The organism is Bordetella ansorpii (assembly GCF_900078705.1).
Taxonomy (GTDB): Bacteria; Pseudomonadota; Gammaproteobacteria; order Burkholderiales; family Burkholderiaceae_B; genus Bordetella; species Bordetella ansorpii_A.
The window spans coordinates 46,070-67,740 of sequence record NZ_FKIF01000007.1; the positions used below are offsets into that span (position 1 = coordinate 46,070).

A 21,671-nucleotide genomic window follows, 5' to 3' on the forward strand; every position below is an offset into this window, starting at 1 on the left:
GATGGAGACAGATACAGTGCCGGCATCGACCGGCAGGGACGAACTCGCGCCAAAAATGCTGAAGGTGCGCATCTGGCGCGGCGCCGATGAGGGCGAGTTCGTGGCCTATGACGTGCCCTGGCGCGAGAACCAGACCGTGCTGGACGTGGTGACCGAGATCCAGCGGCGCATCGAACCCGGCCTGTCGTACCGCTTCTCCTGCCGGGTGGGCGTGTGCGGCTCCTGTGCGATGACGGTCAACGGCAAGCCGCGCTGGACCTGCCGCAGCCACGTCAGCCGCGTGCAGAAGGACGGCGTGATCCAGATCGAGCCGTTGCGCAACATGCCGCGCATCAAGGACCTGGTCGTGGACATGACCGAGTTCTTCGACAAGTGGCTCAAGGCCGGCGGCCGCTTCATCGGCACGGCCACGCGGGCCGATCCGCCCGCGGCCATCGATCCCGGTAGCCGCAAGCGCAAGCAGGCCGACGCCGCCATCGAGTGCATCAACTGCGGCGTGTGCTACGCGGCCTGCGACGTGGTGCAGTGGGACCGCGACTACCTGGGTCCGGCCGCGCTGAACCGCGCCTGGAGCCTGGTCAACGACGAGCGCCATGCCGACATCAAGGGCCTGATCAAGCAGGCCACCGGCCAGGGCGGCTGCAATTCCTGCCATACGCAAGGCAGCTGCATGACGCATTGCCCCGTGGGCCTGAGCCCGACCGGCAGCATCGCGGGGCTGAAGAAGCGCGCGCTGCTGGAATTCTTCAAGGGGGACTGAGCGATGGAGAACCTGCTGTTCGTCGCCCAGCGGCTGTCGGCCATGGTGATGGGGCCGTTCGTGCTGGTGCACCTGGGGCTGATCCTCTATGCCGTGCGCGGCGGCCTGACCGCCGGCGAGATCCTGCAGCGCACGCAGGGCAATCCGTACTGGCTGGCGTTCTACACCCTGTTCGTGGTGGCCGCCGCCGTGCATGCGCCCATCGGCGTGCGCAACGTCCTGGTCGAGTGGACCGGGCTGGGCCGGCGCGCCGCCGGCCTGGTCTGCACGGCATTCGGCGTGGCGCTGCTGGCGCTGGGCCTGCGCGCCGTGGCCGCCGTGGGCGGGTGGCTGTCATGAAGTCCGCGCGCAACCACAAGGGATATTGGGCATTCATCGGCCATCGCGTGTCGGGGCTGCTGCTGGCGGTATTCCTGCCGCTGCACTTCCTGGCGCTGGGCCTGGCGCTGGAGGGCGCGGCCCGCCTCGACCGCTTCCTGGCCTTTGCCGAACTGCCGCTGGTGAAGGTGGCGGAGTGGGGCCTGGTGCTGCTGCTGACGATGCACATGGCCTTCGGCCTGCGGCTGCTGGTGCTGGAGTTCCTGCCCTGGCGTGACCCGCGCGATGCGCGGCTGGGCTGGGTGGGCTGGGGAACCGGGCTGGCGATGGTGGTCGGCGTGGCCTTTCTGATGGGAGTGTTCTGAGCATGCGTATCGAACGCACGAAAACCGACATCCTGGTGCTGGGCTCGGGCGGCGCGGGGCTGTTCGCCGCGCTGCACGCGCGCCAGGCCGACCCGACGCTGGAAGTGACCGTGGCCGTGAAGGGCCTGATGGGCAAGAGCGGCTGTACCCGCATGGTGCAGGGCGGCTACAACGTGGCGCTGGCCCAGGGCGATTCCATCGAGCGCCATTTCATGGACACGATCTCGGGCGGCAAGTGGCTGCCCCGGCAGGATCTGGCCTGGCGGCTGGTGGTGGGCGCGGTCGAGCGGGTGCGCGAGCTGGAGAACGAGATCGGCTGCTTCTTCGACCGCAATCCCGACGGCACGCTGCACCAGAAAGCGTTCGCCGGCCAGACCTTCGACCGCACGGTGCACAAGTCCGACCTGACGGGCATCGAGATCATCAACCGGCTGATGGAGCAGGTGCGCGGGGCGGGCGTGCGCCGCATGGAAGAACACCGCGCCATCGAACTGGTGCCGGCACGCGACGGCTCGGGTATCGCCGGCGTGCTGTTCATCGACATGCGCGACGGCGGCTACCGCTTCGTGCAGGCCCGCGCGGTGCTGCTGGCCACGGGCGCCGGGCCCACCATGTACCTGTATCACACGCCCTCGGGGGAGAAGACCTGCGATGGGCTGGCCATGGCGCTGCGCTATGGCCTGAAGCTGCGCGACATGGAGATGGTTCAGTTCCATCCGACCGGCCTGCTGGGCGGACCGGACACGCGCATGACGGGCACGGTGCTGGAAGAGGGCCTGCGCGGCGCGGGCGGCCACCTGATCAACGGCGCCGGCGAACGCTTCATGCAGCACTATGACACCCGCGGCGAACGGGCCACGCGCGACGTGGTCAGCCGCGGCATCTACGCCGAGATGCGCGCCGGGCGCACCAGTCCCATGGGCGGCGTCTACATCCAGATGAGCCACCTGGGCCGCGAGAAGGTCGCCAAGACCTTCCCGGGCATGGTGCAGCGCTGCGCCGACTGCGGTTTCGACCTGGCCGGCGGCCGCGTCGAGGTCGTGCCCACGGCGCACTACCTGATGGGCGGCGTCGAGTTCAACGTCGATTGCACCACCGCGTCGCCGGGCTTGTATGCGGCGGGCGAGGATTGCGGCGGCGTGCACGGCGCCAACCGCCTGGGCGGCAATGGCGTGGCCAATTCCACGGTGTTCGGCGGCATCGCCGGGGACTCGATGGCGGCCTTCGTGCGCGGCGGCGCGCCCTGGCGCGATCCGGACGAGCGCGTCATCGACGCCGGCATCGCGCGGGCCGAGTACCCGTTCTCGCGGCCGGCCGGCCCCACGCTGCCGCTGCGCGAGGCCCTGTCGCGCACCATGTGGGACCAGGTCGGCGTGCTGCGCACCCGCGACGGCATCGCGCGCGGCATGGGCGAGCTGGCCGAACATGCCCGGGCCCTGGCCGACGCCGGCGTGTTGGACGGCGAGCGCCGCTTCAACCTCAGTTGGCACGACTGGCTGAACCTGGACAGCCTGACCACGATCTCGCGCGTCATCGCCACGGCGGCGCAGGCCCGCGAGGACAGCCGCGGCGCGCATTTCCGCGAAGACTTCCCCGACACCGGCGACCTGGCGGGCAGCCGCTACACCCAGGTCTCGCAGCACGCGGACGGCGCGCTGGACCTGAAACTGGTGCCCGTGTCGTTCGACATCGTTTCACCCGGCCAGTCGCTGCTGGAGGACGAGGCGGGCACGCAGTTCGTGCCCGGTCCCGCCGCCGCACAGGCCCGGGTGGCCTGATATTCCCCGGGGCCGCAACGCCCCGGATTCATGACGAAGGAGACCACGATGAGCATCCGCATCGACAGGGTCGAAGCCGCGGCGTACGAGATCATGTCGCGCGCGGCCATCGACATTCCCGAAGACTACGAGCGCGGCATCAAGCAGATGCGCCAGGCGGAGACCGGCAAGCTGGCCCGCTTCGTCCTGCATGCCATGGAAGAGAACTGGGAGGCCGCGGGCAAGGACCGCCGCCCGATGTGCGCCGACACCGGCCTGCCGCGCTACTACGTGAAGGTGGGCAACGAGGCCCGGGTGGAGAACGGCTTCGTGGCCGTGGAGCGCGCGCTGCGCTGGGCCACGGCGCGCGCCACGGTGGACGTGCCCCTGCGGCCCAACCGGGTGCATCCGCTGTGGCGCACCGAGCACAACAACAATGTCGGCATCAACGCGCCCGAGATCGAATGGACCTTCGAGCCCGACGCGGACTGGATCGATATCACCACCGTGCACAAGGGCGGCCTGTTCGGCACCGACTACCGCATGCTGTTTCCGGGTGACGGCATCGACGGCATCAAGCGTTTCGTGCTGGATGGCCTGATCGCCTTCGGCAAGCGGGGCCTGGCCTGCCAGCCGGCCATCGTGGGCATCGGCATCGGGGGCTCGAAGGACACCTGTATGCAACTGGGCAAGCAGGCGGCCTGCCTGCGCATCGTGGGCGACCGCAATCCCGATCCGCGCATCGCCGAACTGGAGCTGGAGCTGAAGAAGCTGGGCAATTCCATCGGCATGGGCGCCATGGGCTTCGTGGGCTCGTCGATGGTGGTGGACTGCCACATCGAGGTGGGCTACACGCACACCGGCGGCATGCCCGTCAGCATGCATACCTTCTGCCTGTCGTCGCGCCGCGCGACGGCGCGCATCCACGCGGACGGACGCATCGAGTACCGCACCGATCCGCAATGGTTCACGCCTTACCTGCGCAGGGAGACAGTCGAATGGCCGACCAAAACGACAGTGACGATCTGAAGGTGTTCCGGCTGGACCTGCCCGCCCGCGGCGAGGACATCGCCAGGCTGGAGATCGGCTCGGTGGTGTACATGACGGGCACGGTCTACACGGCGCGCGAAGGCGTCTACCAGAAGGTGCTGGGCGACGGCGTGCCGCTGCCCGCGGACCTGCGGGCCGTCAGCAACGTCAACTTCCATTGCTCGCCGGCGGCCGCGCCCGATGGCCGTGGCGGCTACAACGTGGGCGCCGTCACCGCCACGGCCAGCTTCCGCTTCTCGAAGTGGATGGACCGCTGGCTGGAACTGACCGGCACGCGCATCGTCATCGGCAAGGGCGGCATGCCGCACGAGGACTATGCGCGCGTCATGGTGCCGCACGGCGCGGTCTACCTGACCACCGTGGGCTACGGCACCGGCGCGTTGCTGGGGCGCGGCATCCAGCGCGTGCGCGAGGTGCACTGGCTGGACGAGCTGGGCATCGCGCAGGCCATGTGGATGTTCGACGTGAAGGACTTCGGTCCCTTCATCGTCGAGAGCGACGTGGCGGGCAATTCGCTGTTCCAGCGGCATGGCGAGCAGGTCAATGCCGGCATCGACGCGCTGTACGCCGGGCTGAGACCGCCCGCGCTGCACCGCTACGGCGAGACCGACGATCGCAAGAAGGAAGTGATGTAGCGCCTGTCCGGCGCGAGCCCCGGGGCCGGTGCCGTGAGGCCCCGGCTCATCCGAAAGCACAGGAGACCGCATGGAGATCATCGATTTCAGGCTGCGCCCGCCCGTGGGCGGCTTCCTCGACACCCTGATGTACAACGCCGGCGAGCGCCGCGACGGCTTCACCCGCACGGTGGGCTTCGAGCCGTCTCCCGCCGCGCAGCGGCAGTCCATGGACCTGCTGCTGGCCGAGATGGACCGCGCCCGCGTGGCCCATGGCGTGGTGGTCGGCCGGCTGGCGGGTACGCTGGGCAGCGTCGCCAACGACGATGTGCTGGGCATCATGCGCCAGCACGGCCCGCGCTTCATCGGCGCGGCTTCCATTGATCCGACCTCGCGGCGCGGCGCCTGCGACACCATCGACCGGGCGCTGGAGCAGGGCTTCAAGCTGATCAATATCGAACCCGGCGCGTACCCGGTGCCCATGTACGCGGACGACCGCAGGCTGTATCCCATCTACGCGCACTGCGAAGACCGGCAGGTGCCGGTGATCATGATGGTGGGCGGCACGGCGGGCCCGGACCTGAGCTATTCCGATCCCATCCGCACCGACCGGGTGCTGGCCGATTTCCCGTTGCTGAAGGTGGTGGTGGCGCACGGCGGCTGGCCCTGGGTGAACGAGATCCTGCACATCGCGTTCCGCCGGCCCAATCTGTACCTGTCGCCCGATATGTATTTCTCGCGCATGCCGGGCTGGGAGGAATATGTGCGCGCGGCCGACGGGTTCCTGGCCGATCGCATGCTGTACGCCAGTTCGTTTCCGTTCTGCCCGGTGCAGGGCTACCGGGAGTGGTTCGAGACGCTGCCGCTGCGTCCCGAGAACCGCGAGAAGGTGATGGCCGGCAACGCGCGGCGCCTGCTGGGGCTGTGAGCGCCGATGGCCCGCGGCATCGCGCCGCGGGTCCGTGCGGCGCGGACCGTCGCCAGGACACGCTCGTCTACAATCGCCCGCACACGTGCCCCGGCAGCCGTTCGCGGGCCGCCGAACCCGGAGCCCCATGGACGTCAAGACCCTGTACACCCTCGTGGCCATCGCCGACCACGGCAGTTTCGCCGAGGCGGGCAAGGCGATCGGCCTGTCGCTGTCGGCGGTCAGCATGCAGATGCGCGCGCTGGAAGACGAGCTGGGCATCGTGCTGTTCGACCGCACCCGGCGTCCGCCGGTGCTGACGGCCAGCGGCGTGAACCTGATCGACCGCGCGCGCGACCTGATCGCGCACTGGGAGAGCCTGAGCGACAGCCTCAAGCGCGATGCCGCCAGCGGCGTGCTGAAGCTGGGCGCGGTGCATACCTCGGTGTCGGGCGTGCTGCCCCTGGCATTGCGCCACCTGCAGAAGCACGGGCAGGGCATCGAGATCCGCCTGACCACGGGCCTGACGCACGAGCTGGAGATGGCGGTATTCCATGGCCAGTTGGACGCGGCGGTGGTGACCGAACCCGAAGTCAGCCGGGGCGACCTGGCGTTCCACGCCTTCTTCGAAGAGCCCATGGTGGTGATCGCGCACAAGGACGCCGCGGGTGATACCGACCAGGCGCTGCTGCGCGACAACCCGTATGTGCGCTTCAACCGCATGGCGCGCGTGGGACGCATGGTCCATGCCGAGATGGAGCGGCGCGGCCTGCCGGTGGCCTCGTCCATGGAAATCGATTCGGTCGAAGGCGTGATCGCCATGGTGGCCAACGGGCTGGGCGTGTCGGTCGTGCCCAATCGCGGCGTGGCCAACGAGTTTCCCGCCACCATCCGCACGGTGCCGTTCGGCGATCCGCCCCTCATGCGCAAGCTGGGGCTGCTGATGCCTCGGGACAACCCGCGGGCGCATTTCTCGCAGAGGCTGCTGCAGGCGCTGCGGACGGTGTCGGCGCCGAAGGCGCGGAAGTGAGTTGCACGCCTGAATGGAATTGCCCCGCTTCACGAAGCGGGCGTTCTCGTCGGCGGCGGCGCGCTCACCCTTACTTCGCCGTCGGCATGGCGAACTCCGCGCCCTTGCCGATGCTTTCCGGCCAGCGCTGCATCACCGACTTCTGGCGCGTGTAGAAGCGTACGCCTTCCTCGCCATAGGCGTGCATGTCGCCGAACAGGCTCTTTTTCCAGCCACCGAAGCCGTGCCAGGCCATGGGCACCGGGATCGGCACGTTGATGCCGACCATGCCCACCTTGATCTGCCGCGCGAACTCGCGCGCCACGTTGCCGTCGCGGGTGTAGCAGGCCACGCCGTTGCCGTAGGCGTGGGCGTTGATCAGGCGCACGGCCTCGGCGAAGTCGGGCACGCGCACGCAGCACAGCACCGGGCCGAAGATCTCTTCCCGGTAGACCACCATGTCGGGCGTGACGCGGTCGAACAGCGTGCCGCCGGTGAAGAAGCCCTCTTCATGGCCCGGCACCTTCAGGCCACGGCCGTCCACCACCAGCTCAGCGCCTTCCTCGATGCCGCGCGCGATGTAGCCCTCGATCCGTTCCAATGCCTGGCGCGTGACGATGGGGCCCATTTCGGCGTCGGCTTCCATGCCGTTCTTGATGACCAGCGAGCGGGCGCGGTCGGCCAGCCTGGGCAGGATGCGGTCGGCCGACTCGCCCACCAGCACCGCCACCGAAATGGCCATGCAGCGTTCGCCCGCGCTGCCGTAGGCCGCGCCGACCAGGCCGTCGACGGCCTGCTCCAGGTCGGCATCGGGCATGACCACCATGTGGTTCTTGGCGCCGCCCAGCGCCTGCACGCGCTTGCCGTTGCCGGCCCCGGTCTGATAGATGTATTGCGCGATAGGCGTGGAACCCACGAAGCTCAACGCCTCGACTTCGGGGTGGTGCAGCAGGGCATCCACGGCTTCCTTGTCGCCGTTGACCACATTGAACACGCCGTCGGGCAGGCCGGCTTCGGTCAGCAGGCGGGCCATGAACAGGCCGGCCGAGGGATCGCGCTCGCTGGGCTTGAGGATGAAGGTATTGCCGCAGGCCAGCGCCACCGGGAACATCCAGCACGGCACCATGCAAGGGAAGTTGAAGGGCGTGATGCCTGCGACCACGCCCAGCGGCTGGCGCATCGTCCAGTTGTCGATGCCGGTGGAGACCTGGTCGGTGTAGTCGCCCTTGAGCAGTTGCGGAATGCCGCAGGCGAACTCGACGACGTCGATGCCGCGCATGACTTCGCCCTGCGCGTCGCTGAAGACCTTGCCGTGCTCGGCCGTGATGATGGCGGCCAGCTCGTCGCGGCGCTCGTTCATCAGGGCCAGGAAGCGGTTGAGCACGCGCGCGCGGCGGATGGGCGGCGTGCTGGACCAGCCGGGCAGGGCGGCGCTGGCGGCGGCCACCGCGTTTTCGACTTCGGCGCTGGTGGCCAGCGACACCTGGCGGGCGACGTGGCCCAGCGCGGGGTTGAAGACGTCGGCGGCACGGCCGCTCTGGCCGGCCACTTCGCGGCCGTTGATGTAGTGACCCAGCGTGCCCTGGTGCGCGTATGCCTGCGGCATGGCTTGCTCCTTCGATGCTCGTGCGAGGAAAGGCGGATCGGCTGCAGGACTCGTGATCCGCCTGTTGACCGATAGATGATCGTTCAATATACTGAACGACGTTCATAATCCAGAACAAAAGTACCATGACCGATACCGCGAGTAAAGTGCCGGCCGTCGTGCGCGCGTTCGCCATCCTCGATGCGTTGGCGGGCAGTCCCCGCGCGCTGGGCATCGCCGATCTCTCCCGCCTCCTGGATCTGCCCAAGAGCACCACGCACGGCCTCATCCATACGCTGGTGGCCGAAGGCGCCATCCGGCCCGACAACGGCGGCTACCGGCTGGACTCGCGCGTGCTGCCCTGGGCCACCGGCTTCTCGCAGCAGAACGAACGCGTGGGTCGCTTCCTGCAACTGGTCGAAAGCGAGGCCGCGCTCGAAGGCGAGACCGCCATGCTGTCGGTGGTCGACGGCGTGGACGTGCTGTACGTGGCCACGCGGCCTGGCAGCAAGCCCCTGTCGGTCAATTTCAAGCCGGGCGTGCGCATTGCGCTGCAATGCACGGCCTCGGGCAAGGCCATGCTGGCGCTGCTGGACGAAGCCGATTGCGCCGCGCGGGTGGCGGCGCTGCGCTACGAGGCCCTGACGCCGCACAGCCTGTCAGGACCGGATGATGTGGCGCGCGAACTCGACAGGGTGCGCGCGCAGGGTTACGCCACCGACGACGAAGAAACCGCGCAAGGCCTGCTGTGCCTGGGCGCGGCGGTGCGCGATGCGCGGGGCCAGCCCGTGGCGGGCGTGGCGGTCAGCGTGGTGAAATCGACGGTGGATGCGGCCAGACGGCGGGCCTTGCAGGATGGCATCGTGAATCTGGCGCGGCGGCTGTCGCTGGGCTGAGGCGGGCGGGCTTTTTCCGGCATTATTCATGCACGGCGGTCCTGCCTCTGCGGAATGTCTCCGGAGAAAACCGCCGGCATTGGCCCCGGCATCCGATCCGGCGCGACACATACGCGGTTGCATAGATAATCGCCGCATCGCCGGCAAGCTTCAGGCAAGCCTCGAAACGTATAATCCCGGTTTACCCGCTATTGTTGTTGGCGCAGCCGACGGCAGGTCTCGTCCGTATGAAAAAAACGCAGTCGGCCACGACCAATTCCTTGTCCGGCAATACCGGACTGCCGCTTTACCAGCGCGTGGTCGCGGTGCTGCGTGAAGCCATCCTGCGCGGCGAATTCCCCATCGGCAGCCAACTGCCCACCGAGAATGAACTGTGCGAACGGTTCGACATCAGCCGCCACACCGTGCGTGCCGCCTTGCGTGAGTTGCGCGCGCAGAATCTGGTGACCTCGCGCCGCGGCTCGGGCACCACGGTGATCCATCCCGACGACAACCCGCAGACATACGTGCACCGTACCGGCACCATCGCCGATCTGGTGCAGTATGCGTTGGGCCGCTGGGACATCGTGGACAGCGAAATGGTCGAGTTGGACGAGGCGCAGGCGCGGCGGCTGGACAGCGCGGTGGGCGCGCGCTGGCTGCGCATGCGCGCTTGCCGCTACCAGGACGAACCGGCCAATCCGGTGTCCTGGACCGAGTTCTACCTGCATGCGGATTATGCGCAGGTGGCGCGCCTGATCGGCAAGGACACGCGGCCGATCCACGAACTGGTGCAGGAACTGTACGGCGCGCAGGTCGACGAAGTCACCCAGACCATGCGCGCCGTCGAAGTGCCCGAATATGTGGCGCGGCGGCTCAAACTGAAAAAACGCTCGACCGTGATTTCGGTCGAGCGCATTTATCGCCTGGCCAATGGCAAGGTCATCGAAGCCTCCACCAATCTCTATCCCGCCGCGAATTTCCAGTTCGAGATCAAGCTGCGGCGCACGGGGCAACCCATGCCCGCCGAGGCCTTTCCCGGAAATTGAGTCCCGGGTTCCTGCCCGGCCCGCTCAGCGCAGCATGGGTGCGCGCAGCAGATGAAAGTCCGTCCGCGCCTGATAGGCCACGCCCGCCTGCATCAGCAGGCTTTCGTTCCACCAGGCGGCTTCCAGTTGCAGGCCGATCGGCATGTCGTGGGCGCCCAGGCCGCAAGGCACCGACAGCCCGGGAATCGCGCCCAGCGCGCCGGCATAGGTGTTGCGCGTCACGGCCTTGGTGGCCTCCAGCAGCGAAGCGCCGTCTTCGATCAGCGGCGCGGTGGCGGGCGAGGTGGGCGACAGCAGGATGTCGATGCCGTCGAACAACTGCTTCAGCTTGCGCTGCCATTCGCGGCGGAAGCGGTTGGCTTCCGCGTACTGGACGCCCGTCACTTTCAGGCCCGTGCTCATGCGGTCCACCACCGCGCGCGTGATGGTTTCCGGCTGATGGGTCAGGCGCTCGTGGAACACATTGCAGACGTCCGAGAACACCATGTTGGTCTGGTGCAGGTGGGTCTGCGCGGCCATGGGCACGTCGACGTCCACCAGGATGGCGCCAGCGGCTTCCAGCACCTTGGCGGCGGCCATCACGGCCTCGCCCACGCCGGCTTCCAGGCTCTCGAAATAGTGCTGGCGCGGCAGGCCGATGCGGCGGCCCGCGATGCCATCGCCCAGGCTGGCCAGGACATTGCCGACGGGCTGGTCGGCGGAATTGGGATCGGCGTCGTCATAGCCCGCGATGACGGCATAGATGCGCGCCAGATCGGTGACGCGGCGCGCCATGGGGCCGACGCTGTCGTGCTGCTCGCTCACCGGCACCACGCCGCGGATGGGCACGCGGCCATGCGTCGGACGCAGGCCCGCCACGCCGTTGAAGCACGCGGGCAGCCGCACCGAGCCGCCCGTGTCCGTGCCCAGCGATCCCGTGCAGAAATCGGCGGCGATGCTGGCCGCCGAGCCGCCGCTGGAACCGCCGGGAATGCGCGCGGCGTCCCAGGGATTGCGGCACTGGCCGCCCACCGCGCTGAACGAACGCGAGCCGAAGGCCAGCTCGGCCATGTTGGCCTTGCCGACCAGGACGGCGCCGGCACGCTTGAGGCGCGCGACGACCGGAGCATCCTCGGCGGGCAGGTTGTCGCGCAGGAAGCCCGCGCCCGCGGTCGTGGCCAGGCCCACGGTATCGATGTTGTCCTTCACCGAGATCGTCATGCCATGCAGCAGGCCCAGCGTGTCGCCGGCCTGGGTGGCGCGGTCCGCGCGGTCGGCGGCGGCCAGCGCCTCGTCCGCCGTGATGTGGGTCATGATGCACAGCTCGGGATTGTACTGCCGGGCTTGTGCCAGTTGTGCTTCGGTCGCGCTGCGGTAAGTCGTCATGATGGAGAGGCTCCGGGTAGTGAATGGCGTCAGGCGGCGCGGTTGCGGTCGCGCGCCCACAGGAGAACGGCAATGGCGGTGGAGCAGAGCAGGAACAGCACGGCGAACGCCGTGCGGCAGCCGCCCGTGAAGGCATGCACCTCGCCCTGCGACACCATGGACAGGCGGCCGGCATAGGCGGCCTTCTGGCTGGCATGCGACAGGGGCGCGGTGGCGATGCTCAAGGCCAGCGCCGTGCCGACGACCAGCCCCGTGTTCTGCAGGGCGGAGCGGATGCCGTTGGCGATACCGCGCCGGCCCGGGCGCACGCCCTGCATGATTCCGCTGTTGTTCGGCGTCAGGAACAGGCCGTTGCCGACGCCGACGCAGAACAGCGCGGGCGCCATCCAGGCATAGGGATCCGGCAGGCCGGTCACGCAGGCCAGCATCAGCACGCCCACGGCCGCGAAGCCCAGGCCCCACAGGCATAGCGTCAGGTGCGAGTGGCGGCCGATCAGGCGGCCCGACAGGGGCGAGGCCAGCATCATGCCCACCGGCGTGGGCGCCACGGCCAGCCCCGCGGACACCGCGTCGTAGCCGTGCGCGGCCTGCAGGTACAGCGACACCAGCAGGATGGTCGACACGTTCGCCATCGAGATCAGCATCACGCAGGCATACGAGGCGCTGCGCATGGAGTCGTCGAACAGGCTGAGGTCGACCAGCGGATGATCGCGCCGGCGCTGGCTGTAAACGAACGCCGTCATGCCAATGATGCCGACGGCCGCGCCCGCCAGGACGTGCGTGTCGAGCCAGCCGTTCGGCCCTCCCATCGACAGGGCGTAGACCAGGCCGGCCACGCCCGCCATCGACAGGCCGGCGCCGGCCACGTCGAAACGCTCGTTGTGCGTGAAGGAGGTCTGGCGCAGCGTATGGCCCGCCCAGGCCAGCGCCAGCGCGCCCAGCGGCAGATTGATCAGGAAGATGGAACGCCAGCCGAAACTGTCCACCAGCACGCCGCCGATGACCGGCCCCATGCTCTGCGCCGCGGCCGAGATGGTGGCGTTCAGCCCCAGGCCGAGGCCCAGCTTGTGCACGGGGAAGGCGTCGGCCAGCAAGGCCGTGGTGTTGGTGATGACCGCGGCGGCGCCGATGGCCTGCACGCAGCGGAAGACCAGCAACATGCCGGCGCTCTGCGACAGGCCGCAGCCCACGCTGCCGGCCACCAGCACGGCCAGGCCCGCCAGGTACAGGCGCTTGCGGCCCAGCAGGTCGGCCAGGCGGCCGAACACCAGGATCAGCACCGTGGTCAGCAGCATGTAGCTCAACAGGATCCAGCTGGCCTGGACGGGCGAGGCGTTCAAGTCGTCCGCCACCATGGGCAGCGCCACGTTGAGCGTGCTGGCGTTGATGAAGCACAGCATCACGCCAAGCGTGGTCACCGAAAGAACCCGCCAGCCATATTGCTCGGCGGGTTCGGACTGCAGGATCGCACTCACGGCCGGGCAGCTCCGCTGGCCTGGCCGGGGCGGCGCAGATGGTGGTCGGTCGCCTGCTGGTAGCGTGCGCCCAGCCCCAGCACCCGCGCATCGTGCCAGCGCGGCGCCACCAGTTGCATGGCGGCCGGCATGCCGTTGGCGGCGAAGCCCACCGGCACGGACAGCGCGGGCGTGCCCGCCAATGACCACGCGTAGGTGAAGCGGCTGAGGCCGCGCGTGGTCTCCAGCATGCGCTGCGAATCGCCGGCCAGCGGCGCGGTGACCGGGCAGGTGGGCGTCAGGATGACGTCGACCTGCCGGAAAGTGTCTTCCAGGCGGCGCAGCCAGCGCTCCTTGAAGCGCAGGTGCGCGCCGTACTGAGGGCCGGTCACCGCCGCGCCCACCTGCAGCCGGCCCAGCACATCGGCGCCGAAGCGGCCGGGCTCGCTTTCCAGGCGCGCCGCGTGCACGGTGGCCGCATCGGCATGCACCATGGGCATCAGGGCTTGCTGGGCATCTGGCGCTTCCGGCAGTTCGATGCGCTGCACGTCCGCGCCCAGGTCGGCCAGCACGCGCACGGCATCCTTCACCAGACGCAGCACCTCGGGATCGACCTCGGCATAGCACCAGGCCTCGGGCACGCCGATGCGCAGGCCGCGCACGCCGCGCAGATAGGCCTGTACCCAGCTGGGCGTGTCCCGGGGCGGGCAGCAGTCGTCGCCCGCGTCGTGTCCGGCGATGATCTCGTGCACGCGCGCCACGTCGGCCACCGTGCGGGCCAGCGGCCCGATGGTGTCGTAGGCCGCGCTCACGGGATAGCAGCCCGTGTTGGGCACGGCGCCGTGCGTGGGGCGCAGCCCCGCCACGCCGTTCAGCGCGGCGGGAATGCGGATCGAGCCGCCCGTGTCGGTGCCCAGGGACACTTCGCACATGCCGGCCGCCACCGACGAGCCCGAGCCGCCGCTGGATCCGCCCGGAATCGCGTCGCGGTTCCAGGGATTGCGGCCCAGGCCGTGGTGCGGGTTCTGCGTGGTGCCGCCGAAGGCGAACTCATGCAGATTGGCTTTACCGACGATGACGCAGCCAGCCTCGCGCAGGCGGAGGGTGACTGGCGCATCCCGTTGCGGCACATGGTCGGCGTAGAACGCCGAGCCCATGGTGGTGCGCAGGCCGGCCGTGTCGATGTTGTCCTTCAGGCTGACGACCAGGCCCCCGGCCGGGCCATGGCCGCGCGCGGCGTCGGCTTCGGCGGCGCGCGCCTCGTCCAGCGCCGCCGGATTGATGCTGATCATCGCCTTGAGCGCGGCGTTGTCCTGTTCGATGGCGTCCAGGCAGGCCTGGGTGCGTGTTACCAATGAATCTGTCATGGATGGCTCAGGCAATGGAGATGGGCGTCAGGTCCTGGAACCACGACTGGGCCTGCACGAAGCCCTTGACGTTGGGCGCCAGGGCGCGCGGATTCAGGTCGTGCGCGGCGAACAGGAACAGGGCGCGGTCCACGACCTGGCCGTGGATGGCGGCCAGCATCGCATCCTGCTTGGCGGTGTCCGTTTCCTGCTGCGCGGCGGCGAACTGCTTGTCCAGTTCGGGATCGCTGAAGCGGCTCCAGTTCACGCCCGCGGGCGCGGCCATGTTGGTCTGCAGGATGCGGGCGAAAGCGCGGAACGGGTCGAACGGCCCCTGCGAGATGTTCATCGCGGTGCAGCCGCGGCTGGCGGGCGCGCCGGCGCCGGCCTTCCAGGCCTCGATCAGCGCCTGCCATTCGAACACCTCGAACTGCACCTCGATGCCGATGGCGCGCAGGTTCTGCTGGATGAATTCGTTCATGGGCAGCGGCTGCATCTGGCCCGATCCGCTGCTGGAGATGGCGACCTTGGTGCGCAGCGGCTTGGCCGGGCTGTAGCCGGCCTCGGCCAGCAGCCGCTTGGCTTGCGTGGGATTGTGCTCCAGCTTGAAGGTCGGCTTGCCGTACCAGGGATGGCCCGGCGGCACCACGCCCGCGCCTTCCAGCATCAGCCCGCCCAGCAGCGCCTTCAGGCCGGCGCGGTCGATGCCCAGGTTGGCGGCCTTGCGCACGCGCTCGTCGCGCCAGGGCGAGTCGGGCGTCTGCGACAGGAACCACATCCAATTGTGCGGATAGATGTTGGTGACGATCTGGAAACCGTTCGCGCGGAGCATGTCCACCATGTCGGGCGCTGGCGCCTCGATGAAATCGACCTGGCCGGATTGCAGCGCCGCGGCGCGCGTGTTTGCGTCGGGAATCGGCATCAGCACCAGCTTCTGGCAATGCGGCACGCGCGCGCGGTCCCAGTACGCCTCGTTGCGCGTCATCGTGCAGTGCTCGGCGGGTTCGAAGGCCTGCAGCTTCCAGGGCCCGGTGCCCACCGCCTTCTTCATGTAGGCGTTCCAGTCCTTGCCGGCGGCCTCCCACGCGCCCTGGTGCACGATGCCCAGCCAGGTCAGCGAGTAGGGCAGCGCGCCGTCGATCACGCCGGTCTCGATCCAGAAGGTCCTGGCATCGGAGGCGCCCCAGGCGGCGATGTTGGGCACCTGCGGCAGCATCTGGCTGTAGGCGCGCTGGTCGAACCAGGGCGCGTCGCGCTTGAAGGCGCGGTCGAAGCTGAACACCACGTCCTGCGCGGTCAGTTCATGGCCGTCGTGGAATTTGACGCCCTGGCGGATCTCGAAGATCCAGCGCTTGCGGTTGGCGGGATCGTTGTGCCAGGCCTGCGCCAGGCAGGGGCGCAGCACGGCGGGCTTGTCCGCGCTGGAGAGGTCCCATGCAAGCAATTGGTCGTACAGCGTGATGCCCATGAAGCGCAGGCCTTCGCCCCCCTGGTCGGGCGCGCCGTTGGAATTGGGCACGGCGGCTACCGTCATGCCGACACGCAGGGTGCCGGAGGACGTTTGCGCGTGGGCCAATTGCGAGCGCAGCAGGGCGGGTGCGAAAGCGGCGGCGGCGATGCCGCCCAGGACTTGTCGCCGGCGATTGTCGATCGGCATGCGGATTCCCCAAGAAGTGTTTTGGCATTGATGACCGGTGATTGCCGGCTTGGTCATGATAAAGATGTGCGTACAACTTTTGCAAAGGAAATTTGGGGATTTTCTGAGAATCCGTGGCGCCGCACATCGCTGGTGCAAATGGCGTATTTTGGTGCAACTTGGCACTTTTATGGGGAAAAATGAAGAATTCCGCGCGATATAGGGATTTCGCTATTGCTGCCTTTGCTGCATTGCGATCAGAATGTTGTACGTACTAATTTTCAGAAAATACTAAGGGGAATGCGATGGTTTATGCGACGCCGGCCAGCGTGGCGCCTCCGCCGCGCGACGGGCTTGCGCCCTTGCCCGACGTGGGCGGTCCCGCGCAGCCTTTGCTGTCCGTGCGTGGCTTGTCCAAGCACTTTCCGTTGCCATCGGGCGCGGGCCGGGCGGTGCGCGCCGTGGATGGCGTCAGCTTCGATGTGGTCAAGGGCGAGACGCTGGGCATCGTCGGGGAGTCGGGATGCGGCAAGTCCACCACCTCGCGGCTGATCATGGCGCTGACGCAGCCCACGGCGGGCGAACTGGTATTCGACGGCCAGCCGGTGGGCGGCATACGCGGACTGTCGTTGAAGGAGTACCGCCGACAGGTGCAGATGGTGTTCCAGGATAGCTACGCTTCGCTGAACCCGAGGCTGACCATCGAGGACACCATCGCGTATGCGCCGCGGGTGCATGGCGTGCGCCGCCGCGCCGCGTTGCAGACGGCGCACGAACTGCTGGACGCCGTCGGCCTGTCCCCCGTGCAATATGCGCGCCGCTTTCCGCACGAACTGTCCGGCGGCCAGCGCCAGCGGGTGAACATCGCCCGGGCGCTGGCCCTGCGGCCGCGCCTGCTCATCCTGGACGAACCCGTGTCGGCGCTGGACAAGTCGGTCGAGGCGCAGGTGCTGAATCTGCTGGCGGACCTGAAGGCGCAGTACGGCCTGACCTATATGTTCATCAGCCACGACCTGAACGTGGTGCAGTACCTGGCCGACCGCGTACTGGTCATGTACTTGGGCAAGGTGGCGGAGATCGGTCCCGTGCGGGAAATCTACGAGCGGCCCGCGCATCCCTACACGAGCGCCTTGCTGTCCAGCCGACCGTCGATGGATCCCGACCAGCGGCGCACCATCGCGCCGCTGTCGGGCGATCCGCCCAATCCCATCGATCCGCCACCGGGCTGCCGCTTCCACACGCGCTGCGGCTATGCCGAGCCGGTGTGCTCCGCGCGCGAGCCCGCGCTGATCCCGGCCGGCCAGTCCTGGCACGAGGTGGCCTGTCTGCGCGCGGACGCCGCCAGCGGCCATGGCCAGCCCGCGGCTTTCCTGGCGAGGGCGGCATGACGGAACCCTTGTTGGACGTAGCCGACCTGCGGGTCGGCTTCCACAGCCCCGATGGAGTCGTGCGGGCCGTCAACGGCGTGACGTTCTCGCTGGCGGCGGGCGACGCGCTGTGCCTGCTGGGCGAGTCGGGCTCGGGCAAGTCGGTGACGCTGCGCGCGCTGATGCGCCTGAATCCGGCCCGCAGCACGCGCATGAGCGGCACCCTGCGCCTGGACGGCCACGACGTCGTCACCGCGCCCGAGCGCACGATGAATGCCTTGCGTGGCGGCGTGGTGTCGATGATCTTCCAGGAGCCCATGAGCGCGATGGACCCGGTGTTCACCATCGGCGACCAGATCGCCGAGAGCGTGGTGCGGCACGAGGGCAAGAGCTGGCGCGAAGGCCGGGCCAGGGCGCTGGAGCTGCTGGAACTGGTGCAGGTGCCTTCCGCCGCGCGGCGCCTGGCCGCGTTTCCGCACGAACTGTCGGGCGGGCTGCGGCAGCGCGCCATGATCGCCATGGCCCTGGCGTGCCGGCCGCGCCTGCTTCTGGCCGACGAGCCCACCACTGCGCTGGACGCCACCGTGCAGATCCAGATCCTGTTGCTGTTGCGCGAACTGCAGCGAGAGATGGACATGGCCATCATCTTCGTCACGCACGACCTGGGCGTGGCCAGCGAGATCTCCGACCGTATCGCCGTGATGTACGCGGGACGCATCGTGGAGCAGGGCGGCGTGCGCGACATCCTGCGCGCGCCGCTGCATCCCTACACGCAGGGGCTGCTGGGCGCCACGGTACATGCCGGGCTGCGCGGGCAGCGCCTGACCGTCATTCCCGGCGCGCCGCCGCGTCTGGACGCCTTGCCCGAGGGCTGCGCCTTCGCGGCCCGCTGCGAGCGCGCCGCGCCGGAATGCCTGGCCGCCGTGCCCGAACTGCATACGCTGGCCGCCGGCCGCGCGGCCCGTTGCATACGCCTGACGGAACAGGAGGCCCTGCCATGCTGAAGTATCTGTTGCGCCGCGTTTTCTACGCGCTGCCCATCGCGCTGGCCGTGGGCCTGGTGTGCTTCATGCTGGCCCACATCGCGCCCGGCGACCCGGTCAACGCCATCGTCTCGCCCGACGCGCCGCAGGAGGTCGTGCAGGAGATCCGCAAGCAGTATGGCCTGGACGAGCCGCTGACCACGCAGTTCGGCCTGTGGCTGTCGCGCGTGGCGCAGGGCGACCTGGGCACCTCGCTGGCCACGGGGCGGCCGGTGGCGGAGGACCTGTTCAAGGCCTTCGTCAACACGCTGCGCCTGTCGGTGGTGGCGGCGTTCCTGGGCTTTCTGGCGGGCACCTTGCTGGGCACCGCCTGCGCCGTGTGGCGCGGCAGTTGGCTGGACAAGGCGCTGTCGGCCTTCGCCGCGGGCGGCGTGTCGGTGCCCCATTACTGGCTGGGCATGCTGCTGGTGGTGCTGTTCAGCGTCAAGCTGATGTGGCTGCCGTCGATGGGCGCCGGAGCCGGGGGCTCGCAGAACTGGGCCTGGGACTGGGCGCATCTGCGCTTCATGATGCTGCCGGCGCTGACGCTGGCCATCATCCCGATGGGCATCATCACGCGCACGGTGCGCGGCGTGGTGGTCGACGTGATGGCGCAGGAGTTCACCACGACCCTGCGCGGCAAGGGCCTGAGCCGCCGCCGCATCGCGGTGCACATCGCCAAGAACGCGGCCCCGGCCGTGGCCGCCATCATGGCGCTGCAACTGGGGTATCTGATGGGCGGCTCGATCCTGGTCGAGACCGTGTTTTCCTGGCCGGGCACCGGCCTGCTGCTCAACCGCGCGATCTTCCAGCGCGACATTCCGGTCCTGCAAGGCACCATCCTGATTCTGGCGCTCGTATTCGTGGCGCTGAACCTGCTGGTGGACCTGTTGCAGACCACTCTGGACCCAAGGATCCGCCGCGCATGACGACCCTAGACCTGACGACTTCCGTCCTGCGCGCGGCGCCCGCCGCGCCGGCCACGCCCGTGCGCGGGCAGGGCTACTGGCGCGGCGTGGCCCGCCGGCTGCGCCGCGACAAGACCTCGATGGTGTGCGCCACCGTGCTGGGGCTGATCCTGCTGGCCATCCTGCTGGCGCCCTTGCTGGCTCCGCACGATCCGTACCAGGGCAGCATGGCGATGCGCCTGAAACCCGTGGGCACGCCCGGACACCTGCTGGGCACCGACGAACTGGGCAGGGACCTGCTGTCGCGCCTGCTGTATGGCGGCCGGCTGTCCTGGTTCCTGGGCATCGTGCCGGTGCTGATCGCCTGCCTGATCGGCTCCACGCTGGGCATCGTCGCCGGCTACGCGGGCGGCTGGGTGAACATGGTGATCATGCGCACCACCGACGTGTTCTACGCCTTTCCGTCGGTGCTGCTGGCGGTGGCCATCAGCGGCGCGCTGGGGCCGGGCATCTTCAACGCCATGCTGTCGCTGACGCTGGTGTTCGTGCCGCAGATCATCCGCGTGGCCGAAACCACCACGACGGCGGTGCGCAACCACGACTACATCGACGCCGCGCGCTCCAGCGGCGCCGGGGCGCTGTCGATCATGCGCACGCACGTGCTGCCCAACGTGACAGGGCCCATTTTCACCTATACCACCAGCCTGGTCAGCGTGGCCATGATCCTGGCCTCCGGCCTGTCCTTCCTCGGGCTGGGCACCCGGCCGCCCGAAGCCGAGTGGGGCCTGATGCTGAACACGCTGCGTTCGGCCATCTACAGCCAGCCGCTGGTCACGCTGCTGCCGGGCCTGTGCATCTTCCTGACCAGCCTGTGCTTCAACATGCTGAGCGATGGCCTGCGCGGGGCCATGGAAGTCCGCCGCTGATCCCTTCTTCCTCGTCTCTACAGGAAAGCGCATGTCCGACATCTATCAACGGCAGGCATTCGGCCAGACACTGGGCTTCGGCTCGGCCACCGCCATGCTGATCATCGACTTCCAGAGGGGCTACACCCGGGAAGACAAGCTGGGCGGCTACAACATCAACGAGGCCATCGCCGCAACCGGCGTGTTGCTGGAGGCCGCGCGCCAGGCCGGCATCCCGGTGGCGCACGTGCGCTTCGTCAGCGCGCCGGGCGGCACGGACATCGGCACCTTCGGCATGAAGGTGCCGACGCTGCGGAGCATCACCGAGGATTCGCCCGACGCCCAGTTCGTGCCGCGCGTGGCTCCCATCGAAGGCGAATACGTGTCGATCAAGCGCCATGGCTCGGCTTTCTTCGGCACGACGCTGGCCTCGTGGCTGATGGGCTTGCGGGTGGACACCCTGCTGGTCACCGGCTGCACCACCAGCGGCTGCGTGCGCGCCAGTGTGTGCGACGCCTCGGCATACGGCCTGCGGCCCATCGTGGTGCGCGATTGCGTGGGCGACCGCGCGCAGGCGCCGCACGAGGCCAATCTGTTCGACATGCAGCAGAAGTACGCCGACGTGATCGGGCTGGACGAAGCCCTGTCGCACCTGAAGGTGGCGCAGGCCGCCTGATATGGCTTGGCCGGGACCGGATTACGAAATATTCCGGACTTCGGTCTGCTTCTGCAAAAACGTCCACACATTTGCAAACATTTAGGTCTTCAATGTCGCAAGCCGCCCGGCTGCGACATTGCTGCGCCCCGGCGGCGGGTACTTACCGAAAAAATCCTGAAGCCGAGGTTTCCCATGTCGGAAAAAATCTACAACGTGCTGTTCGTTTGCACGGGCAATTCCGCCCGCTCCATCCTGGCCGAGGGCCTGCTCAACGGGATGGGCCGCGGCCGGTTCGTGGCCCATTCCGCCGGCAGCCACCCAAGGGGCGAAGTGCACCCCATGGCCTTGGCCACGCTGGAACGCCTGCGCATGCCCGCCACGGGCTATCGCAGCAAGAGCTGGCTCGAGTTCGCGCAGGCCGATGCGCCTGCCGTCGATTTCATCATCACCGTGTGCGACAGCGCCGCCGGCGAAGCCTGCCCCGTGTGGCCCGGCAAGCCCATGTCGGCGCACTGGGGCGTGCCCGACCCGGCGGCGGTCGAAGGCTCGGAGGAAGTGCGCATGCGCGCCTTCCAGGACGCCGCCGTCATCATCAAGCGCCGCATCGAGCTGTTCCTGTCGCTGCCCATGGCCAGCCTGGACGCCATGTCGATGCAGCGCGAACTGCACGACATCGGCAAGTCGTAAGCCGGGCGGCTAGCCCTGAGCCGGGCCAAGGGCG

Annotated in this window: 22 protein-coding genes; 17 read left to right on the forward strand and 5 right to left on the reverse strand. The window is 68.6% G+C overall.

Annotated features, from left to right (window positions below):
- The first annotated feature begins 1 nt into the window (after window position 1).
- The 8 genes from A6745_RS15860 (at window position 2) to A6745_RS15895 (ending at window position 6,801) form a co-directional block, all read left to right on the forward strand.
- Window positions 2-760: a succinate dehydrogenase/fumarate reductase iron-sulfur subunit gene (locus tag A6745_RS15860; protein WP_066129050.1), complete on the forward strand. Its 759-nt coding sequence runs from the start codon at window positions 2-4 to the stop codon at window positions 758-760.
- A gap of 3 nt (window positions 761-763) precedes the next feature.
- Complete coding sequence (locus tag A6745_RS15865; RefSeq protein ID WP_066129052.1) at window positions 764-1,099, forward strand: succinate dehydrogenase; 336 nt, start codon at window positions 764-766, stop codon at window positions 1,097-1,099.
- Window positions 1,096-1,443, forward strand: a complete 348-nt coding sequence (gene sdhC, locus A6745_RS15870) for a succinate dehydrogenase, cytochrome b556 subunit (RefSeq protein ID WP_066129053.1) — start codon at window positions 1,096-1,098, stop codon at window positions 1,441-1,443. Before A6745_RS15865 ends, sdhC begins: the two co-directional genes overlap by 4 nt.
- A 2-nt stretch (window positions 1,444-1,445) precedes the next feature.
- The gene (locus A6745_RS15875) at window positions 1,446-3,221 is read left to right on the forward strand and encodes an L-aspartate oxidase (RefSeq protein ID WP_066129056.1); all 1,776 of its coding nucleotides are present in this window, start codon (window positions 1,446-1,448) and stop codon (window positions 3,219-3,221) included.
- A 48-nt stretch (window positions 3,222-3,269) separates the two neighbouring features.
- On the forward strand, window positions 3,270-4,229 hold the full coding sequence (locus tag A6745_RS15880; RefSeq protein WP_066129059.1) for a fumarate hydratase: 960 nt from the start codon (window positions 3,270-3,272) through the stop codon (window positions 4,227-4,229).
- A complete protein-coding gene (locus A6745_RS15885) occupies window positions 4,199-4,885 on the forward strand; it encodes a fumarate hydratase C-terminal domain-containing protein (RefSeq protein ID WP_066129063.1) in 687 nt (228 codons plus the stop codon). The genes A6745_RS15880 and A6745_RS15885 overlap by 31 nt, the downstream gene beginning before the upstream one ends.
- Before the next feature lie 70 nt (window positions 4,886-4,955).
- Window positions 4,956-5,792, forward strand: coding sequence for an amidohydrolase family protein (locus A6745_RS15890; RefSeq protein WP_066129066.1), 837 nt, complete (start codon window positions 4,956-4,958; stop codon window positions 5,790-5,792).
- Between the two features lie 127 nt (window positions 5,793-5,919).
- Window positions 5,920-6,801: a LysR substrate-binding domain-containing protein gene (locus A6745_RS15895; RefSeq protein ID WP_066129069.1), complete on the forward strand. Its 882-nt coding sequence runs from the start codon at window positions 5,920-5,922 to the stop codon at window positions 6,799-6,801.
- Window positions 6,802-6,871: 70 nt separating this feature from the next.
- On the opposite strand, the gene A6745_RS15900 is transcribed toward A6745_RS15895, so the two are convergent.
- Window positions 6,872-8,386 (reverse strand): CoA-acylating methylmalonate-semialdehyde dehydrogenase, encoded by a 1,515-nt coding sequence (locus A6745_RS15900; RefSeq protein ID WP_066129072.1) that lies wholly within the window; start codon window positions 8,384-8,386, stop codon window positions 6,872-6,874.
- Between the two features lie 125 nt (window positions 8,387-8,511).
- Between A6745_RS15900 and A6745_RS15905 the strand changes: the two genes are divergently transcribed.
- On the forward strand, window positions 8,512-9,261 hold the full coding sequence (locus tag A6745_RS15905) for an IclR family transcriptional regulator (RefSeq protein ID WP_066129076.1): 750 nt from the start codon (window positions 8,512-8,514) through the stop codon (window positions 9,259-9,261).
- Between the two features lie 227 nt (window positions 9,262-9,488).
- Window positions 9,489-10,289 (forward strand): GntR family transcriptional regulator, encoded by an 801-nt coding sequence (locus A6745_RS15910; RefSeq protein WP_066129079.1) that lies wholly within the window; start codon window positions 9,489-9,491, stop codon window positions 10,287-10,289.
- A 24-nt stretch (window positions 10,290-10,313) separates the two neighbouring features.
- Here A6745_RS15910 and A6745_RS15915 read toward each other — a convergent pair whose 3' ends face one another.
- Genes A6745_RS15915 through A6745_RS15930 form a run of 4 tightly spaced genes read right to left on the reverse strand, consistent with a single transcriptional unit; the run spans window position 10,314 to window position 16,111 of the window.
- Window positions 10,314-11,654 carry an amidase gene (locus A6745_RS15915; RefSeq protein WP_082853107.1) on the reverse strand — a complete coding sequence of 447 codons (1,341 nt, stop codon included), beginning with the start codon at window positions 11,652-11,654 and terminating at the stop codon, window positions 10,314-10,316.
- Window positions 11,655-11,683: 29 nt separating this feature from the next.
- A complete protein-coding gene (locus A6745_RS15920) occupies window positions 11,684-13,129 on the reverse strand; it encodes an MFS transporter (protein ID WP_082853108.1) in 1,446 nt (481 codons plus the stop codon).
- A complete protein-coding gene (locus tag A6745_RS15925) occupies window positions 13,126-14,475 on the reverse strand; it encodes an amidase (RefSeq protein ID WP_082853109.1) in 1,350 nt (449 codons plus the stop codon). Before A6745_RS15925 ends, A6745_RS15920 begins: the two co-directional genes overlap by 4 nt.
- Before the next feature lie 7 nt (window positions 14,476-14,482).
- Complete coding sequence (locus A6745_RS15930; RefSeq protein ID WP_197488173.1) at window positions 14,483-16,111, reverse strand: ABC transporter substrate-binding protein; 1,629 nt, start codon at window positions 16,109-16,111, stop codon at window positions 14,483-14,485.
- Window positions 16,112-16,132: 21 nt separating this feature from the next.
- Here A6745_RS15930 and A6745_RS28735 point away from each other — a divergent pair, with 21 nt between their 5' ends.
- The 7 genes from A6745_RS28735 to A6745_RS15960 all read left to right on the forward strand — a co-directional run bounded on the left by A6745_RS28735 (window position 16,133) and on the right by A6745_RS15960 (window position 21,637).
- A complete protein-coding gene (locus tag A6745_RS28735; protein ID WP_156513425.1) occupies window positions 16,133-16,294 on the forward strand; it encodes a hypothetical protein in 162 nt (53 codons plus the stop codon).
- Between the two features lie 101 nt (window positions 16,295-16,395).
- Window positions 16,396-17,478, forward strand: a complete 1,083-nt coding sequence (locus A6745_RS15935; RefSeq protein WP_066129082.1) for an ABC transporter ATP-binding protein — start codon at window positions 16,396-16,398, stop codon at window positions 17,476-17,478.
- Window positions 17,475-18,461, forward strand: coding sequence for an ABC transporter ATP-binding protein (locus A6745_RS15940; RefSeq protein ID WP_066129085.1), 987 nt, complete (start codon window positions 17,475-17,477; stop codon window positions 18,459-18,461). Before A6745_RS15935 ends, A6745_RS15940 begins: the two co-directional genes overlap by 4 nt.
- Entirely contained in the window at window positions 18,455-19,408 is a 954-nt protein-coding gene (locus A6745_RS15945; RefSeq protein WP_066129088.1) for an ABC transporter permease, read from the forward strand. Before A6745_RS15940 ends, A6745_RS15945 begins: the two co-directional genes overlap by 7 nt.
- Window positions 19,405-20,313 carry an ABC transporter permease gene (locus A6745_RS15950; RefSeq protein WP_066129091.1) on the forward strand — a complete coding sequence of 303 codons (909 nt, stop codon included), beginning with the start codon at window positions 19,405-19,407 and terminating at the stop codon, window positions 20,311-20,313. Before A6745_RS15945 ends, A6745_RS15950 begins: the two co-directional genes overlap by 4 nt.
- A 31-nt stretch (window positions 20,314-20,344) precedes the next feature.
- Complete coding sequence (locus tag A6745_RS15955; RefSeq protein ID WP_066129094.1) at window positions 20,345-20,968, forward strand: isochorismatase family protein; 624 nt, start codon at window positions 20,345-20,347, stop codon at window positions 20,966-20,968.
- Window positions 20,969-21,142: 174 nt separating this feature from the next.
- Window positions 21,143-21,637, forward strand: coding sequence for an arsenate reductase ArsC (locus A6745_RS15960; RefSeq protein WP_066129099.1), 495 nt, complete (start codon window positions 21,143-21,145; stop codon window positions 21,635-21,637).
- The last annotated feature ends 34 nt before the right edge of the window (window positions 21,638-21,671 follow it).

Bases quoted from the DNA above. Each gene is read 5' to 3' on its own strand.
- A6745_RS15910 (WP_066129079.1), top strand. From the start codon at position 9,489: ATGAAAAAAACGCAGTCGGCCACGACCAATTCCTTGTCCGGCAATACC.
- A6745_RS15900 (WP_066129072.1), bottom strand. From the start codon at position 8,386: ATGCCGCAGGCATACGCGCACCAGGGCACGCTGGGTCACTACATCAAC.
- A6745_RS15885 (WP_066129063.1), top strand. From the start codon at position 4,199: ATGGCCGACCAAAACGACAGTGACGATCTGAAGGTGTTCCGGCTGGAC.
- A6745_RS15865 (WP_066129052.1), top strand. From the start codon at position 764: ATGGAGAACCTGCTGTTCGTCGCCCAGCGGCTGTCGGCCATGGTGATG.
- sdhC (WP_066129053.1), top strand. From the start codon at position 1,096: ATGAAGTCCGCGCGCAACCACAAGGGATATTGGGCATTCATCGGCCAT.
- A6745_RS15945 (WP_066129088.1), top strand. From the start codon at position 18,455: ATGCTGAAGTATCTGTTGCGCCGCGTTTTCTACGCGCTGCCCATCGCG.
- A6745_RS15955 (WP_066129094.1), top strand. From the start codon at position 20,345: ATGTCCGACATCTATCAACGGCAGGCATTCGGCCAGACACTGGGCTTC.
- A6745_RS15935 (WP_066129082.1), top strand. From the start codon at position 16,396: ATGGTTTATGCGACGCCGGCCAGCGTGGCGCCTCCGCCGCGCGACGGG.
- A6745_RS15960 (WP_066129099.1), top strand. From the start codon at position 21,143: ATGTCGGAAAAAATCTACAACGTGCTGTTCGTTTGCACGGGCAATTCC.
- A6745_RS15890 (WP_066129066.1), top strand. From the start codon at position 4,956: ATGGAGATCATCGATTTCAGGCTGCGCCCGCCCGTGGGCGGCTTCCTC.
- A6745_RS15925 (WP_082853109.1), bottom strand. From the start codon at position 14,475: ATGACAGATTCATTGGTAACACGCACCCAGGCCTGCCTGGACGCCATC.
- A6745_RS15940 (WP_066129085.1), top strand. From the start codon at position 17,475: ATGACGGAACCCTTGTTGGACGTAGCCGACCTGCGGGTCGGCTTCCAC.
- A6745_RS15880 (WP_066129059.1), top strand. From the start codon at position 3,270: ATGAGCATCCGCATCGACAGGGTCGAAGCCGCGGCGTACGAGATCATG.
- A6745_RS15860 (WP_066129050.1), top strand. From the start codon at position 2: ATGGAGACAGATACAGTGCCGGCATCGACCGGCAGGGACGAACTCGCG.
- A6745_RS15875 (WP_066129056.1), top strand. From the start codon at position 1,446: ATGCGTATCGAACGCACGAAAACCGACATCCTGGTGCTGGGCTCGGGC.
- A6745_RS15930 (WP_197488173.1), bottom strand. From the start codon at position 16,111: ATGCCGATCGACAATCGCCGGCGACAAGTCCTGGGCGGCATCGCCGCC.
- A6745_RS15905 (WP_066129076.1), top strand. From the start codon at position 8,512: ATGACCGATACCGCGAGTAAAGTGCCGGCCGTCGTGCGCGCGTTCGCC.
- A6745_RS15950 (WP_066129091.1), top strand. From the start codon at position 19,405: ATGACGACCCTAGACCTGACGACTTCCGTCCTGCGCGCGGCGCCCGCC.
- A6745_RS15915 (WP_082853107.1), bottom strand. From the start codon at position 11,654: ATGACGACTTACCGCAGCGCGACCGAAGCACAACTGGCACAAGCCCGG.
- A6745_RS15895 (WP_066129069.1), top strand. From the start codon at position 5,920: ATGGACGTCAAGACCCTGTACACCCTCGTGGCCATCGCCGACCACGGC.